This is a genomic window from Providencia sp. PROV024, from assembly GCF_032709665.1.
GTDB lineage: Bacteria > Pseudomonadota > Gammaproteobacteria > Enterobacterales > Enterobacteriaceae > Providencia > Providencia huashanensis.
Genome location: NZ_CP120545.1, coordinates 2,425,830 through 2,441,675, shown reverse-complemented (window position 1 = coordinate 2,441,675; position 15,846 = coordinate 2,425,830). Strand labels below are relative to the sequence as shown.

The window sequence follows — 15,846 nt, the reverse complement described above, 5'->3', positions numbered from 1 at the left end:
ATGAAGAATATCACACGAGTTTTTATTGTTGGTGCGTTGGCCTCTTTCGTTCTGGTGGGATGCGGTGAAGATGACGGGCCCAAGCCTGCAACGATCGACTGTGACAACCCAAACCTAACGAAAGAGCAGAGGGAAGAAGGACATTGCTTTTGGGATATGGGCGAGCCCACTGATCGCTCTAAGAACAAGGGGTTCTAATCATGAGCAAGCTATTCATTCGGTTTGTTATGCTCCTGGCAGTTGTACTGACTTCGCAAACTGCGTCAGCGGCCATTGAGCCTAATGGTGTCTTGGATGAAGTGGCCGTGCGTTTCATGACGGCCAGTGCTACTTGGGGCACGGTAATTACAAACTATGCCGCCTGGTTATTCTGGACGCTGGGCACGATATCCCTTGTTTGGACTGGTGGGACCTTAATCCTTAAGCAAGCAGATATAAGGGAGTTTTTTGCCGAGTTCGTCCGCTTCATCCTGACGTTTGGTTTCTTTCTTTGGTTGCTCAGAAACGGCCCAGACTTTGCGACGTCAATCATCGACTCATTGAGAATGATCGGTGCTCAAGCCGGTGGCCTTCCGAGAGATCTAACCCCGTCAGAGCCTATTAGTATTGCGTTCGACATTATTGTGAAAGCTGGTGAGTCCTACAGCATTACAAGCCCGATAGATAACTTGTCTATCTTCTTAATCACGCTGGCAATTTTGGCCTGTATGGCGGTAGTGGCGGCCAATGTGTTGTTGGCCTTGGTGACGGCTTGGATATTGATCTATGCCGGTGTCTTCGTACTGGGGTTTGGTGGTTCGCGTTGGACTTCAGATATAGCAATCAACTACTTCAAAAGCGTATTGGGTGTTGCTTTGAAGTTGATGACAATGACGTTGCTCATTGGCATTGCCATGTCGATCATGGACGGTTTCTATACCGATCTATCCAATGATGCCCCTATGCGTGAACTGCTGGTGATCTTTGTCGTTTCACTGGTTCTTGTGATGCTCATTCACTCGGCTCCCAATGTGGTCGCCAGCTTGGTTCCTGGAGGCGGCGCGGCGGCAGGTGCTGGCAGTATCAGTGCCGGAGCGATGGCCGGAGCGGCTGTTGCCACTGGCGGTATGGCTGCCGGTGCAGCAATGGCTACCGCCGGCGGTGCGTCTGCTATTCAGGCTGCATTTGCAAAAGCAGGTGAGAACGTAGCGAACAATACTGACGTTATGTCGAGCCTGGGCGGAGCAATCAGTGGCAGTGGCGATTCTGATGAGGCTGGCTCCTTCTCCCAAGCTTCCGGCCAATCCTCTGGCGGTTTTAAAGGCAGCGCTGTAAAAGCAGGTCGTATTGCTGCGGATACCGGTGCGAATTTGATGAAGGGTATGGGTGATATGGCCGGGGATAGAATCAGCGGCACTGCTGGAGGCCGTTTAGCCAGCTCGATCAGAAACAGTACGAAAGATGACGGGGATAGTGATGACCAGGAGGGCGACTGACGACGCTTCACCTGCATTTGACAACGATAGCTTAGGCGGTGGCGGCACTAGCTGGATGAATCAAACCAGCGGCTTTGATGACCTATCTAGTGAGGACCAGGAAGAAGCCCGTCAAGCACACACAGAATGGCAAGAGTGCGACCCGGAAAATCACACCTTCGACGTTGAGGACTACGTTTCGTATGCCCAGGAACGCCAGCAGGAGCGCAATGAAGAGGTTGCCAGTTTTGTTAAAAAAGGTCGCATGGCCTAACTAAGTAAGGATTACTGATTATGGAGTTTAACTTTCCACCTCAAAACCTTGCGGAGGTATTTGGTTTCTTCGCAGTGATGTTCATTGTGATGCTGGCCTTCTATTTTTTGGACCAGTGGCTGCACAAAACCGGACACGGCCCGAAGATGAAAGGCATTGCCTACAAAATGGAGGTATTCCAAAACAGGTTGACCGGTCGTGCTTATAGGGACATGACGAGATCGGTTGATCAAATCGACAAAATGAGACGCTGGCCGTTTGGCCGACGCAAGTAGTTAGAAAGCACACGGGCCGGTGATGGTGCACAGGCCCGCATTTTCACATACCACCTGTCAGAGAGTTGATACATGACAACCACATATAATATCGAAGTTCAGCAAGCAATGCGTCAGGCAGCTATCAGGCTGGCCGTCCTAGAGCTCATCGACCAAGAAGTCGCCCTGTAGATTTCGCCTGCCGTGAAGTCCAGTCGCCAATATGTTCACGATCCTTGCATTTCTTTAATAAACCTAGATGGCGCTTGGTATTTTGTATCTCCCCAAGGCATTAATCTATATTGAGGATAGCTTACATAAAGCCATCTTTTAGCCCTTGTTACAGCAACAAATGCACTATTTCGTTCTTCATTTACTTTCTTTTCGGAGTTTGCTCTGTAATCGGGAAAAACGCCTTCACACATTCCCATGAGAAATACAATGTCTTTCTCTAGACCTTTCATTGTATGAACTGTACTTAATGTTAGTCCTGTTTTTTCATGTTCTTCTGTTATTTGTCCAAGAGATACTGCATTTCTATATGCTAATAATGTTTCTCCCAACCCCTTTTTCTTGAATCTTGTCCAAGAATGTCGAAACTCTTCTAATTCCTCCATGCTTAGTTTTAGATCCTCAATTTGAGCACTATTATTGCTTTCTTTTTTCGCAATATCTTGGATTTTTTCTCCCAAATCTCTGACAAGTTTTCGTATATTAGGAGCGGATACATCAAGAGAAGAAACTTCTTTCAAAACTAGATGTAATATATCTTTGTTATGTAGTTTTCCAGATATTACCTTTTCTGATAGGGATGTTAGAATTTCTTTATTATCCCAGTTATTAGGAGCTTCTACGTTTAAAATTTTACAAAGCTTATTTCCGTCAACCCAATCTTTGAAGTTTAATTTTAGTCTTATAGAGTAATCTAGAACTTTACCAAATAATGATGTTGGCTCATTCCCTCTTTCGCTCTTTCTTAGATGATAGTCAATATTCTCGCCAACAAGAACTTCTTCAAGCTTTTTGAATACAAATCTATTTCTAGCTATAACTACAATTCTATTCAGCGATATTTCGCCTTCAATCTCAGGATGATTCTTTAGGTTTAAGAGGTTATTGATATTATCAACTATCCATTGAGCTTCTTCATTCTCATCACTTAATCGTTGAATTTGAAATATACCGTTCAGAGCTAAATTATTTACAGTTTGTGTTCCTGGCTTAAGCCTATTTGCAACTTCAATGACAGCTTTTGTACTTCTGTAGTTCTCTTTTAGTTCTAATCTGAGAGGAGAAAAATCATTAACAAAGTATTTTGTTAAATAATCTGATGATGAACCATTAAATCCATAAATCATTTGGTGAGGGTCACCAACCATCATCACGCTTTTTATCTGATCGCCACAGAAGGCCTTAATAAACTCATACTGAGCTCTGTTAAGGTCTTGAGCTTCATCAACACAAACGTATTTATACTTTGCTCTATATATCTTACCAACCCAATCTTGCGTTAATAATATTCTATGTGCGTAAACAAGAATATCATCAAAATCAATGCCATTACTGTTTAACAAAGCTCGTTGATAATCTTCAAAGTACTTCCATATACTTACGTTATTTGAAAATCGATTATTGGCTTCATCCTCCGTCATCAACTCTCTTTTTATAATCGAAAAAGCTTCCATGTAATTAGATAGAACTTGTTCTCTGCTCTTCAATTCTTTTTGGTCGGAAACATTAAGGTAATTATCGATATCGATACCATCTTCACGTAATGACTGGAGAAAGACCTCCATACGATCTTTATCTCTCTCATAAATATGTAGTTCACTTGGTAAGCCAATAGTATGCCCATATTGTTCTAAAATACGCTGTGCTACTGAATGAACTGTAGATATCCAAGTCCTATTCTCTGCCAAATCACAGTTTGACAGACGTTGCTGCATTTCTTCAGCTGCTTTATTAGTAAAAGTTAAGGCTATTACACTTCCTTTGGGTGAGCTATTTAGTAGAAAACGAACTCTTTCTGTTAAAACCCTAGTTTTTCCAGAACCTGCGGACGCTAAAACTTGAAGTGCAGAATTAATAGGAGCTTGTACAACTTCTGATTGTGCGGATGAAAGATTAATCATTTAGTGCCCACTCCTTAACTTTATTAAATGCATCGATAACTGCTTGAGGAATTAGTTGTTCAGACTGCTTACCATTTGGATTGGAAGATATAACTTCGGATAAAAAACCAGCGTAAGAAGCTTTTGAACCCCTCATTTTTTCAATAATTTGATTTGAATCTAATGATGAAATTTCTTGAGTTTTTGCGGCTACCCAGCCTAGTACATCACGGCCTCTAGTTTCGGCAAGTACCATTGCACGGTTAATTTCTTCGCGCATATCGAGGCTAACAAGTTCAGCCTCAATATCATTCCCTTCATTTAAGTAACTAATGCCAAATTGATCTGCGGTCAGCTTTATAGGTGTTTCGTCTCGAACTTTATTTAATTGAGATTCAACTTCATCTTTTGTAGTTCCGTCATTATCACTAACGATAAACACCGGTATAGCAAAACTGCACGCCATTTTCAAAAATGGCTTATAATTTTTCCCAGCAACACTTATACAACTTATTCCAACAGAGAAAGGTGAGTAGCCAAAGTGTTTCTCAAACATTGCGGGTATTAGTTGTTCTTCGGAAACACCTTCGAAAAGGATTATAGCCTTGGAAAATAGTATATCGCCACGGACTCTCATAACCTCTCTACGTAAGATATTTATATCTTCTCTATCTAAGCCACTAATTAATTGGGTTGAATATATAGCTCCCCTTGACCGATATAATCCTCTTAGATCAGAAAGTTCAGACATAGATGCGAGGTATGGTGAGTGTGTACTTACGATAACTTGACCATCAATCTCAGATAATTGCTGAAATAGTGTTCTCTGAGCATTAACATGAAGGTGAGCTTCGGGTTCTTCAGCTGCTATTATTGGAAAAAATGGTTCGGCTTCGTTTTCATGACTTTTTGCCATCAGCTCAACCATTGCTTTTACTGTAAGCATTGATGCCCAACTTCGAGTACCCATGCCGTGATACTCCATTGAATATGAGTTGCCGCCTTCTTCTCCGAAATGGATGCTGAACCTTTTAGATAGATCTCTAATTTTTTTAGGAAATGGTGACAGTTCTGCTTTTCCTTTGCCATCAAAAGACTGACTCAGAGAGTCTAGATGTCCTTTTAAAGTTGTTAGCGGTTGACTTTTATCTATGGCTTGTTGGTTTACTTCTGATATAAGTTCCTCGAGTGCTTCGACATCCTCAGGGTTGTACTCAACGCTTGATAATACCTTTCCAACAAATGAAGAGCGCTCTTTCAACTCATTATGTAAATCTCGCTGAGCATCTATGGGTACATATGGCATAGAGCGTATACGGTTTCTTATTTTATTTTTATTTGCAACAGCTTCATTTATCCAGTTTTCTGCAACCCATTGCTCTAGAGAGTACCTTTCGATCTGGAAACCACCCCGTACTGTGTCCTGAGTGGCGATTGTTCTCATTGCAAAAAACTGATTCCCAGCTGCTTCTTGTTGAATCTTTTCTCCAAATTCCTCTAACCATATATCGTCGAATATTGTCTCTCTTTTCCCCGAAGTATCTACAGGAATAATCCTGATATCTATTACAATTGCATCGGAGCGTTTATCATTCGAATCTATATGGAAGTCTTCATCGGTAAGGTAGCGAGAGTAGTCGCCAAGGGATAGCTGTAATGCTTTGATTACTGAAGTTTTACCGGCATTGTTCATACCAATAAGAACAGTCGTTTTCGGTAATGAAAGTTCTAAATTCGATATACCTCTAAATCCGCTGATGCGAACTCTGTCAACAAGAATGCTCACTATGCCACCCCTTAGCAAAATATTACTTATTTGAAATCAATACACTACTCCATACATAGCATATCATACTCTCAATCAATAGGTGTTAGAGCGCGTATAGACGCTAGAGTTTGACATTTATTTATTGAGCTATTTTTGGTTTTCCTTTTTAAGTAATTGTATTAAAAGTATTTTATTTGGCTAGGGGCATGATTGATTATTTCACAAAGTTGGTTAACTGATGACAACTGTATCGCATCAAAGCTGTAATGTTAGAAGCTGTTTTGGTACAAAAATATTTAGAACAAGAGTCAGTACCACTTACACTGACTCGGCATTAGGGATGAGTTACTTGGTCGAGGATTTACTCGGCTTTAGGCCCGGAGTGTTTCCTGGCGTTTTTTTGTTGTCACGTCGACGTTGATCTGGCTTGCCTGTTGAATCGGCAATTGGTTTTGGTCCTGGTTTCAAGCTCATGATTTAATCCTTTTATTTAGTGAGGGTATCCCACGCTGTATAATCTTTGGGCAATGATGATTGTTTTCAAGATGTGTATGAAAAATAATCTAAAAATACAGCTAAGTTTTCTTTCTGGTAACTCATGTTTTGATACGCTATCTAAAATGTACAGCGAGAAGTTGGAGACACAAGGTGAATAGAACTACATCGGGCCCGCGATGGCTTAGTGTTGAAGAGAAACAAGATCTTCGTCGTGATATGACCGAATCTTCTGCTTGGGCCAAAGCTGAACTAAAACGTCGACGAGCCGCAAAAAATCAAAAAAATTCTGCGCATGGTATAGATGATGGTATTGAGAAAAAGTATCTTTCTAACTAGCTATTATATAGATACATTTTCTTCTCGTTGATATTCGAGTGGGAATAATCCCCCAATAAGAACTCGCTGGCACTGACTGGCAAAATAACGACTTAAGCCCATGTAAAAATGGGCTTTTTTGTTTTTATAGCTTGCCGTATCTGGCACTGATTAGCAGCGTCAAGCACAAGTTGAATGGGGTATTAAAGTTGGTATTATCGCAAGTAGATGCCATTAATGGCAGATAAGAGTCGTTCACCTTTGGTCGCTATGGCGTTGGGGGTATCACTATGGCAAAAGCCCGTGAGTGACTTGGTGAAGCCAAGTGGATGGTCGCCGATGGAAAGTCGCCAACGAAGGAGAAGGCCCGCAACGGTGACTTATTGCGCGTGAGATTGTACTCCAGATATACCGGTAGGCTACTGAGCGAGGCCAGAAGGTTGAGAACCTAGCAGAGTTGGTAAGGCCAGTAAGTATTGCTAGGTTTGAGCAGAGAGATCGAACTCTGACGCCTGAATAAATCAGGGTCATGTACCACTAGGCTGAAACTGGCCGAACGATGCCGGAGGACTTTAAGCAAGCCTTGGACACCATTCGGTATGCGATACCGAGCTAATTGCTACGAAGAAAGACGGTCACGGACCGCCTATAATCTACAGAGGGCTAATCAATCTCTCCAATTACAAAGTTAAAAAATACACATTTTTGCAAAGTAGAACAAAGTTAGCGCAAAACAATCATAGGTATTTCTGTTTGCTCAATCATTTCCATTGTATTACTACCTAAAAATATACTTGCTAATTTAGAGTGAGAAAAAGCACCCATCACAAGCATATTAACACCACTGCTTTCTTTGTACTTCATTAAAGCATCAAAAATTTTCCCTTCTAATAAACTAGCTTTCACCTCAAAGCCGCTATTAGTTAATAACTCTTTCGTTTGCTGGAATTTTTTTTCTATGTTTGGTGCGCTATTTTTTACAGTGACTAAATGGCAGGTCAAATCATGTAACAGCCCACCTTCAATAATACGTTGCACGGCTTGGTCCGCAGTTTCTCTGCCATCATAAGCAAGCATAAAGCTTCTAGGTGTTTTAAATGACTGATTGACAATTAGTATTGGTGTGTGGACTCTACGAATAATTTGTTCAATATGAGAGCCAAGTGTCTTGAAATCTCCAGCATGTTGTTGACCAGACTTCCCAATAATAATGAGTCTTGCATCATTTTCAAGAGCACAAATGGCTTCAACAATACCACTGTGACGCTGTGTTTTTTCAACATCATGGCAACCGTTGGCAACCAAAAGAGCCTTGGAGTGTGCCAAGATTTCCTTACCAAGGGATAAAGCAACTTTACTGCGTTGTTCGTCTAAAGCGGCCATTTCATTGAGAAGTGAAGAGCGGGCGCCAAGGCCAATGGCTCCACTTAAATCTTCTGTAGCTGGTGAGTGATTTTTTTCAATAGCATGCAGTAGCAAAACAGGTTTATTCAACTGTTTAGCAGACCAACAAGCGGCTGCACATACCTGATCAGAAACCGCAGAGCCATCAATACAGGTAATTATCTTATTCATAAGTTTCTCCTTAGTGGCCTGCCATTAATTTTTCAACTTCCTTTGGATCGTTATGGACGCCAAATTTATCAACAATAGTTTCTGTCGCCTCACTCATTCCAATAATTTCAACTGTCGCACCTTCCCGCCTAAACTTAATAACGACTTTGTCTAAAGACGACACGGCAGTAATATCCCAAAAATGCGCTTGGGTTAAGTCAATGGTTACCTTATCAACCGCTTTTTTAAAATCAAAGGAATCAATGAACTGTTCAGATGAGGCAAAGAAAATCTGACCAACCACACGATAAGTACGTGAAGCATCATCAGTTTGCGCTGTTTTAACTACCATGAAGCGACCAATTTTGTTTGCAAAGAATAACGTTGCCAATAAAACACCAACGAAGACACCAATCGCTAGGTTATGTGTTGCCACCACAACAATAACGGTCGTGATCATGACGATATTGGTTGATAATGGATGCTTTTTTAAGTCTTTAATTGATGACCATGAGAAGGTTCCGATTGAAACCATGATCATAACGGCCACCAGCGCCGCCATCGGGATCTGTTTTATCCATTCATCCAAGAATACAACAAGGATAAGTAAAAATAGGCCCGCACTAAAGGTAGATAGTCGCCCACGACCGCCAGATTTTACGTTGATAATAGACTGCCCTATCATGGCACAACCAGCCATACCACCTAGTAATCCAGAGCCAATGTTGGCAATACCTTGACCTTTACATTCACGGTTTCGGTCACTTTGAGTATCCGTCAAATCATCAACAATCGTGGCTGTCATCATTGACTCTAATAAACCTACAATGGCAAGACCTAAGGAATAAGGAAGGATAATCATCAACGTGTCGAAATTTAGTGGCACATCAGGCCATAGAAAAATAGGAAGCGTGTCCGGTAATTCCCCCATGTCACCAACGGTTCGGATATCCAAACCTACGATCATCGCAAATGCGGTGAGAACAACAATACATACTAAGGGGGAAGGGAGAGCTTTGCCGATAATCGGGATATATGGAAATAAATAGATGATAGCTAAACCTATCGCCGTCATAGCATACACATGCCAAGTGACATTGGTAAGCTCAGGCAATTGAGCCATAAAAATTAAAATAGCAAGCGCATTAACAAAACCTGTTACGACAGAACGAGATACAAAACGCATTAGGCTCCCTAACTTAAGGTAACCAGCAACTATTTGGATCAAACCGGTGAGCAATGTTGCAGCAAGCAAATACTCAAGACCATGCTCTTTTACCAACGTAACCATGAGTAATGCCATTGCGCCTGTTGCAGCGGAGATCATACCCGGGCGACCACCCACAAACGCTATAACAACTGCAATACAAAATGAAGCGTAAAGACCCACTTTGGGGTCAACACCTGCGATGATGGAAAATGCAATCGCTTCAGGTATTAGCGCTAAGGCAACAACAGTACCTGCTAAGAGGTCTCCCTTGATGTTGGAAAACCATTCAAGTTTCATTTTTTCGAGCATAGATAGCCTTATAAACTGAGAGACAATGCAGGCATACAAAATTAAATCGCAACAACGATTAACTTCATGCGCAGATTGTCATATTTTTTACTAGGGGTGAATTTGTTCGACCAAAGACCTGCCATTGGTGGATACGGCATAAAGTGAGTCACGTTGATAAATGTGACTTTAGAGGAGAGTCAGGCGCCTAGGGTGGCGTAATATGCAAAACGAGTTCCTTTCTATAAGAGTTCAGATTATAAAGAATTTAGATTATAAAAATAACTATTCATGATACCGTAGATAATCTGTAGTGGCAACTTAAGGGGGCCCTATACACATAATCAGGCCACTACCAGTTGAGTTTCTGGGGAGCTTAGTAAGAGAAAGCCAACGGAGTATCCCACCGGTTCGCTAAGCGCTCCAGATAGCCATAACGATTTCTTTATTTTTATCGTTTTTAATTACGAGTAATAGTAGATAATTTTGACGGTATTATTGACGGTATCACAGAGCATAGAGTAGGGTTAATTTTGAAAGACGATAATGTCAGTATTCAATTAACTTAATTTGTGGCTACCCTAAGGTTTAAATGTGAAAAAAGTTTTAGTTGCAGGTGCTACAGGCTATTTGGGGCAATGTCTCGTTGCAGAATTAAAAAAACAAGGTTATTGGGTCAGAGCGCTTGTCAGGAGACAAAACCAACAAGGGTTGGTGGCTAGTGTCGATCATATCTATGTTGGGGAAGTGACGGAACCGAACACACTGCATGGTGTTACTGAGGGAATAGACGTCGTTATTAGTGCGGTTGGAATAACCCGACAAAAAGATGGTTTGACCTATATGGATGTTGATTATCAAGGTAATATCAACCTATTAGATGAAGCAATAGCTGATGAGGTAAAGCAATTTGTTTATGTTTCAGCTATCGATGGCGATAAAAACCGACACTTAAAGATATTTGAAGCAAAAGAACGTTTTGCGGATGAACTCAAACAATCTTCTCTTTCTTCTATTATCGTTCGTCCCAACGGCTACTTTAGTGATATGGGTGATTTTTTGAAGATGGCAGCTTCTGGGCGAGTTTATTTGTTCGGTGATGGTCATGTGCAAATTAACCCAATTTCGGGTAAAGATTTGGCTGAATTTATCGTTAAGGCCCTTAATCAGGGGCAAGCAAGGCAGGAACTATCTGTGGGAGGGCCTGAAGTGCTTTCTCTAAATGATATTGCCAATTGTGCAGCCCAAGCCTTAGGACAAGATATCAAAATTAGCTATCTCCCTGACTGGGTTCGTAGGGGAAGTATTTTTGCAGTTCGGCATTTCACGCCGCAAAAGTTTTATGGCCCAATTGAATTTTTTCTGACATTTATGGGGGAAAGCCACTTAGGTGAACCTGTAGGAGGTGATCGACTCGAAGATTTTTATCGTAACGAAGTTAACATGCTGAAAAAAAGTAGATAACTGACTTGAAATATCTAGTTCGCTGGGTCAATAGGGAAATAAGCAGGGATCAATATTACAGTTCAATAATAACGCCTGCGGCGATAAAGACGAGTACAAGAGTCGTAATCGCGACATAAACATAATCTCGGTCACGTATAAAAAAGGCTAGCATTAAAATAACGCGTAATACAGGCAAAAGAATAAACAATGCAATGCCCGCACTCACAATGTCAGAGCCATGTAGTGGAAGTAGGGATGTGCCCCAAAATGGTTTTAAAGCGGTTAAGGCTACACCAATGGCAATCAAGGTTGTCGCTAACCATGTTCCGTAGCGAAGTAACAGAGCGATGACTTGGTCCCGTAATTCTAAATACCCTTTCTCAGACTTCATAGTGTCCCAGCAAAAATGTGTATATCAAAAGCGCTCATAAGCATTTGAAATGCTAAAAACGCCAGAATGATGACAAAAAAGATACGCAATTTATCGGCAGGTAGCCCTATAAGTAAGCGTGCTCCGATAATTGAGCCAATAACTGAACCTAAGGCGATAGGGCCAGCAACATTAATGTCAATATCCCCTCGAACAAAATAAGCCCCTGCACTGGCTGCTGCTGTCACCCCAATCATGAAATTGGATGTAGCGCTTGAAACTTTAATGGGAAGACGCAAGGCGCTATCCATGGCAGGTATTTTGAGTACACCAGAGCCAATTCCTAATAATGCCGAAATCAACCCCGCCCCGTACATGAATATCATCCCAAGAGGAACACGACTGACGTAATAGGGGACTTCCTGCCTAGATTGGCTTTCTGGAAAACTGGAATGTAAGCGTAAGGTTGTAGCCCAGCGAGTTTGATTGATTGGAGTAGCAGCAATGACTTCATATCGGCGAGTTAACATCTGTTTAGCTGAAATTGTGAGGATCATGGCAAAGAGGCCATACAGTACAGGGGGTGAGATGAGCCCAATTAACAACACCCCTGTCAAGGCACCAAATGTAGTGGCTGTTTCAAGTACAATGGCTAGACGGGTATTGGTTAGGCGATTTTTGAGAAACTGACCTGCACTACCACATGAACACGCTATGACGGAGACCAGGCTTGCTCCAATGGCGATGTGGATTTCTACACCAAAAATTTGCGTGAGAATTGGCACAATAAAAATGCCACTTGCCATCCCCAGTATTCCACCAAGCGCACTTGCTGCACAAGCCGCGATAAACAGTAATAGAGCGTCCATTATTTAGGCTTTCTGTGAGGTGCGTGGACGACGTGTTAAACGCGTGGCGAAGCTAATCAGATCACCGCGATAGTAGAGCTTTTCATAATCAATGGGCTGGTGGCCTGTGGTATAGGATGTTCGTTCGATTAAAAAGATCGCACTACCTGTATCAATATTGAGAGCAAGAGCGACATTAGAAGGGGCTGTAATAGCTGCAAGGCGATATTCTGCCTCAGTTAATGGGATAGCGTATTTATCTTCGAGTAGAGAAAAGATGGGTTCAGCATCTAAATCGTGTGTGATAATTTTTTCTCCAATTTCTTGAGGGAGATAGGTTTCATCGAAAGACATGGCGATGCCATCGGCAAGGCGGACACGCTGGAGCCGCATTACGGCACTTCCAGGTAAGATGCCAAGTTGCTCAGCTACATGTGTATCGGCAGATACGATTTGCTTGTCTAATAGGCGAGCCGTTGGGATACGACCAAGGGCTTGCATATCCTCAACAAACCCAGTCAACTCAGTGAGTTCTTGGTTGATTTTAGGCATGGTCACAAAGGTCCCTTTACCACGCCGGATTTCAATTTGTTCGCGCAATACAAGGTTCTCAATCGCCTTGCGTACTGTTGTGCGGCTTGCATTAAACCTTTCTATTAGGCGATCTTCGGGAGGCAATTGGCTGCCTGGGGGGTATATACCATTGGAAATATCAGCCGCGAGAGCTGATTCGATTTTTGCGTAAAGCGGTAAATGTTCAGGATTAATATTCATATCATCATCATGACATCATGATGTCCTTATGTCAATGTTGTCTATGAGGTGACGAATGTAATTAAAAAATAGCCCTATAGAGCCCCAATAATGGGCGAATATGATATGCAAGATAGCCATGTGGTAAGCATTAAATAAGCTGCTATCAAGCCATCAAGAAATAAGCCAAATGGAAGGTAACAGTGTAATAAATATAAGTAATGGGTTGGGGAGGATTAGGTGCGATAAGAAACATTGATTATGCTTATGCGTACAACGTGACTTTTTATGCATTAAAAGTGAATTATTACTTGTTCAAATTATTCAAATTGATATTATCACGGTGAAATGTATTTATGCAGGTCAACGTCCCCAAAATGAGAACAACAACGGATTGGGGTGAATATCACTATAGTTAAGGAATAATTTGTGGCTTTTCGTTTAAAATATATTGCATTACTACCGCTATTTGTTGCTACGACAGCATGCCAACAACCGTTTAATACTAATGCTAATGATGTAGCAACACCTGTAGTACAAACCCAATCCGTAGTGGTTAATAACTCATGGATTGAAATCTCACGAGGCGCATTAGAATTTAATGTGCAAAAAGTTCAAGCTCTATTAGGCGATAAATCCTCTCTTTGCGCGGTATTGAAAGGGGATGCTTACGGTCATGACCTTTCATTAGTTACCCCCATTATGATTGAAAACAATGTTCAATGTATTGGCGTAACAAACAATCAAGAATTAAAAACAGTGAGAGACTTAGGTTTTAAAGGCCGTTTAATGCGAGTGAGAAATGCGACTGAGCAGGAAATGGCACAAGCGACACAATATGACACGGAAGAACTCATTGGTAATTTAGCAATGGCGCAACGTTTGAATGCGATTGCAAAACAACAAAATAAAATCATTCCTATTCATTTAGCGCTAAATTCGGCAGGGATGTCCCGTAATGGACTCGAAGTAAGCCATGCCGCTGGTTTGAATGAAGCGAAGCAGATTTCAGAATTACCGCAATTAAAAATCGTGGGAATTATGTCTCACTATCCAGAGGAAGATGAAGCTCAAATCCGTAAAGATCTCGCAAAATTCAAGAAAGGATCACAACAAGTCTTGGCGGTAACTGGAATAAAGCGTGAAGATGTGATGCTGCATGTGGCGAATACTTATGCAACTATTACTGTCCCCGAGTCGTGGCTAGATATGGTGCGTGTAGGAGGGATCTTTTATGGTGACACCGTTGCAACGAACGACTATAAACGTGTAATGACACTTAAATCAAATATTGCTGCGGTGAATCATTACCCTAAAGGAAATACTGTGGGTTATGACAGAACTTATACTTTGAAACGAGATTCTGTTTTGGCCAATATTCCTGTTGGTTATGCTGATGGCTACCGTCGAGTATTTAGTAATACTGGTCATGCATTGATCAATGGCCAAACTGTTCCTGTATTAGGAAAAACATCAATGAATACCGTTATGGTGGATGTTACTGATTTAAAAAAAGTCAGCCCAGGTGATGAAGTCGTATTTTTTGGTAAACAAGGGAATGCCGAGATAACGGCTGAGGAAGTTGAAGATATCAGTGGCGCACTTTTTACAGAGATGTCGATCCTGTGGGGCGCAACAAATAAACGTGTTTTAGTCGACTAGTTTTAATCTCGAAATATTCAACTTGAACCCGCGATTATCGCGGGTTTTTGCATATTAAATACGATTCCAGATAAAGTGCAATGTATTGTTATAAGTTTATAAAGTATAGGTCTATAAAGTGCTGTTTAGCTTAATTAGTATCGAAACCTTAACCTTGATATGTTAGCTTGAATAAGTCGTTATAAGTGATAAAGCAAATAGAAGAATTAGAAGGATATTATATTATGTATCAAGTTGATTTACATGCGCACACCATTGCCAGCACCCATGCATATAGTACGGTGAGTGAATATTTTACGGAAGCGGCAAGCCGTGGTGTAAAGCTATTTGCGATCACAGACCATGGACCTGAAATGCAAGATGCCCCTCATGAATGGCATTTTGGTAATATGCCTATCTTACCTCGGATTGTTGATGGTGTTGGTTTACTGTATGGTATTGAAGCTAATATAAAAAATAAGCTGGGTGAGACAGACTGTAATGAAAAAATAGCACGTCATCTGGATATTATATTAGCGGGTTTTCATGAGCCGGTATTAGAGCCCCAAAGTTTAGCTGATAATACAGAAGCCATGATTGCAACGATCCGCAGTGGTAAAGTGCAAATTATTACGCACCCTGGAAACCCTAAGTACCCCATCGATATTAAAGCGGTTGCTCAAGCGGCGAAAGAAAGTAATGTTGCTTTAGAAATGAATAACTCATCATTTCTCCATTCCCGAGCGGGTAGTCAAAAGAACTGTTTAGAAATTGCAAAAGCGGTTAAAGACAGTGGAGGTTGGGTTTCGCTGGGGTCTGACTCTCACTTTTCAGGTTACTTAGGTCGTTTTGACCGTGTCATTGAAATGCTGGACTCTATTGATTTCCCACAATCTCAGATCCTGAATGTAACACCACGTCGTGTGCTTGATTTTCTTGAATCTCATGGGCGTAAACCAATCCCTGAATTTGCTGATTTCTAAGTATATTGCTTAGGATATTCTGAAATAAGAATGAAAGCCGCTCAGTCAGATATGAGTCCGGCTTTTATTTTTAGTTCTG

Annotated in this window: 16 protein-coding genes and 1 pseudogene; 10 read left to right on the top strand and 7 right to left on the bottom strand. The window is 41.4% G+C overall.

What is annotated here, in order from left to right; genetic code table 11:
• The 5 genes from P3L56_RS11265 to P3L56_RS11245 all read left to right on the top strand — a co-directional run bounded on the left by P3L56_RS11265 (position 1) and on the right by P3L56_RS11245 (position 2,174).
• Positions 1–198 carry a hypothetical protein gene (locus P3L56_RS11265; RefSeq protein ID WP_210831606.1) on the top strand — a complete coding sequence of 66 codons (198 nt, stop codon included), beginning with the start codon at positions 1–3 and terminating at the stop codon, positions 196–198.
• A gap of 2 nt (positions 199–200) precedes the next feature.
• Positions 201–1,475 carry a P-type conjugative transfer protein TrbL gene (trbL, locus tag P3L56_RS11260; protein ID WP_247605603.1) on the top strand — a complete coding sequence of 425 codons (1,275 nt, stop codon included), beginning with the start codon at positions 201–203 and terminating at the stop codon, positions 1,473–1,475.
• A 55-nt stretch (positions 1,476–1,530) separates the two neighbouring features.
• Entirely contained in the window at positions 1,531–1,728 is a 198-nt protein-coding gene (locus P3L56_RS11255; RefSeq protein WP_247605602.1) for a conjugal transfer protein TrbL, read from the top strand.
• A gap of 20 nt (positions 1,729–1,748) precedes the next feature.
• Positions 1,749–2,003, top strand: coding sequence for a hypothetical protein (locus P3L56_RS11250; protein WP_210831605.1), 255 nt, complete (start codon positions 1,749–1,751; stop codon positions 2,001–2,003).
• Positions 2,004–2,075: 72 nt separating this feature from the next.
• Positions 2,076–2,174 carry a type I toxin-antitoxin system ptaRNA1 family toxin gene (locus tag P3L56_RS11245; protein WP_080871256.1) on the top strand — a complete coding sequence of 33 codons (99 nt, stop codon included), beginning with the start codon at positions 2,076–2,078 and terminating at the stop codon, positions 2,172–2,174.
• Between the two features lie 35 nt (positions 2,175–2,209).
• On the opposite strand, the gene P3L56_RS11240 is transcribed toward P3L56_RS11245, so the two are convergent.
• Together P3L56_RS11240 and P3L56_RS11235 are read right to left on the bottom strand one after the other, a co-directional pair.
• On the bottom strand, positions 2,210–4,114 hold the full coding sequence (locus tag P3L56_RS11240; protein WP_210831604.1) for an ATP-dependent helicase: 1,905 nt from the start codon (positions 4,112–4,114) through the stop codon (positions 2,210–2,212).
• A complete protein-coding gene (locus P3L56_RS11235; protein ID WP_210831603.1) occupies positions 4,107–5,879 on the bottom strand; it encodes an ATP-dependent nuclease in 1,773 nt (590 codons plus the stop codon). The genes P3L56_RS11240 and P3L56_RS11235 overlap by 8 nt, the downstream gene beginning before the upstream one ends.
• A gap of 630 nt (positions 5,880–6,509) precedes the next feature.
• Between P3L56_RS11235 and P3L56_RS11230 the strand changes: the two genes are divergently transcribed.
• On the top strand, positions 6,510–6,695 hold the full coding sequence (locus tag P3L56_RS11230; RefSeq protein WP_210831602.1) for a hypothetical protein: 186 nt from the start codon (positions 6,510–6,512) through the stop codon (positions 6,693–6,695).
• 227 nt (positions 6,696–6,922) lie between these two features.
• Positions 6,923–7,191, top strand: a pseudogene (locus P3L56_RS11225) (integrase); the annotation flags it as partial.
• A gap of 206 nt (positions 7,192–7,397) precedes the next feature.
• Here P3L56_RS11225 and P3L56_RS11220 read toward each other — a convergent pair.
• Together P3L56_RS11220 and P3L56_RS11215 are read right to left on the bottom strand one after the other, a co-directional pair.
• Positions 7,398–8,249, bottom strand: coding sequence for a universal stress protein (locus tag P3L56_RS11220; RefSeq protein ID WP_198860660.1), 852 nt, complete (start codon positions 8,247–8,249; stop codon positions 7,398–7,400).
• A gap of 10 nt (positions 8,250–8,259) precedes the next feature.
• Positions 8,260–9,747 (bottom strand): SulP family inorganic anion transporter, encoded by a 1,488-nt coding sequence (locus P3L56_RS11215; protein WP_042843572.1) that lies wholly within the window; start codon positions 9,745–9,747, stop codon positions 8,260–8,262.
• A 573-nt stretch (positions 9,748–10,320) separates the two neighbouring features.
• On the opposite strand from P3L56_RS11215, the gene P3L56_RS11210 reads away from it, so the two are divergent.
• Positions 10,321–11,190, top strand: coding sequence for an SDR family oxidoreductase (locus P3L56_RS11210; RefSeq protein ID WP_210831601.1), 870 nt, complete (start codon positions 10,321–10,323; stop codon positions 11,188–11,190).
• 55 nt (positions 11,191–11,245) lie between these two features.
• On the opposite strand, the gene P3L56_RS11205 is transcribed toward P3L56_RS11210, so the two are convergent.
• The 3 genes from P3L56_RS11205 to P3L56_RS11195 are packed head-to-tail and all read right to left on the bottom strand — an operon-like array spanning position 11,246 to position 13,164.
• Entirely contained in the window at positions 11,246–11,563 is a 318-nt protein-coding gene (locus tag P3L56_RS11205) for a DUF1634 domain-containing protein (protein ID WP_042843574.1), read from the bottom strand.
• The gene (locus P3L56_RS11200) at positions 11,560–12,411 is read right to left on the bottom strand and encodes a sulfite exporter TauE/SafE family protein (protein ID WP_042843575.1); all 852 of its coding nucleotides are present in this window, start codon (positions 12,409–12,411) and stop codon (positions 11,560–11,562) included. The genes P3L56_RS11205 and P3L56_RS11200 overlap by 4 nt, the downstream gene beginning before the upstream one ends.
• A 3-nt stretch (positions 12,412–12,414) precedes the next feature.
• Positions 12,415–13,164 (bottom strand): GntR family transcriptional regulator, encoded by a 750-nt coding sequence (locus P3L56_RS11195; RefSeq protein WP_129465971.1) that lies wholly within the window; start codon positions 13,162–13,164, stop codon positions 12,415–12,417.
• Positions 13,165–13,572: 408 nt separating this feature from the next.
• Here P3L56_RS11195 and alr point away from each other — a divergent pair, with 408 nt between their 5' ends.
• Positions 13,573–14,805, top strand: coding sequence for an alanine racemase (gene alr, locus P3L56_RS11190; RefSeq protein ID WP_198860658.1), 1,233 nt, complete (start codon positions 13,573–13,575; stop codon positions 14,803–14,805).
• Between the two features lie 224 nt (positions 14,806–15,029).
• The gene (locus P3L56_RS11185) at positions 15,030–15,767 is read left to right on the top strand and encodes a phosphatase (protein ID WP_042843578.1); all 738 of its coding nucleotides are present in this window, start codon (positions 15,030–15,032) and stop codon (positions 15,765–15,767) included.
• The last annotated feature ends 79 nt before the right edge of the window (positions 15,768–15,846 follow it).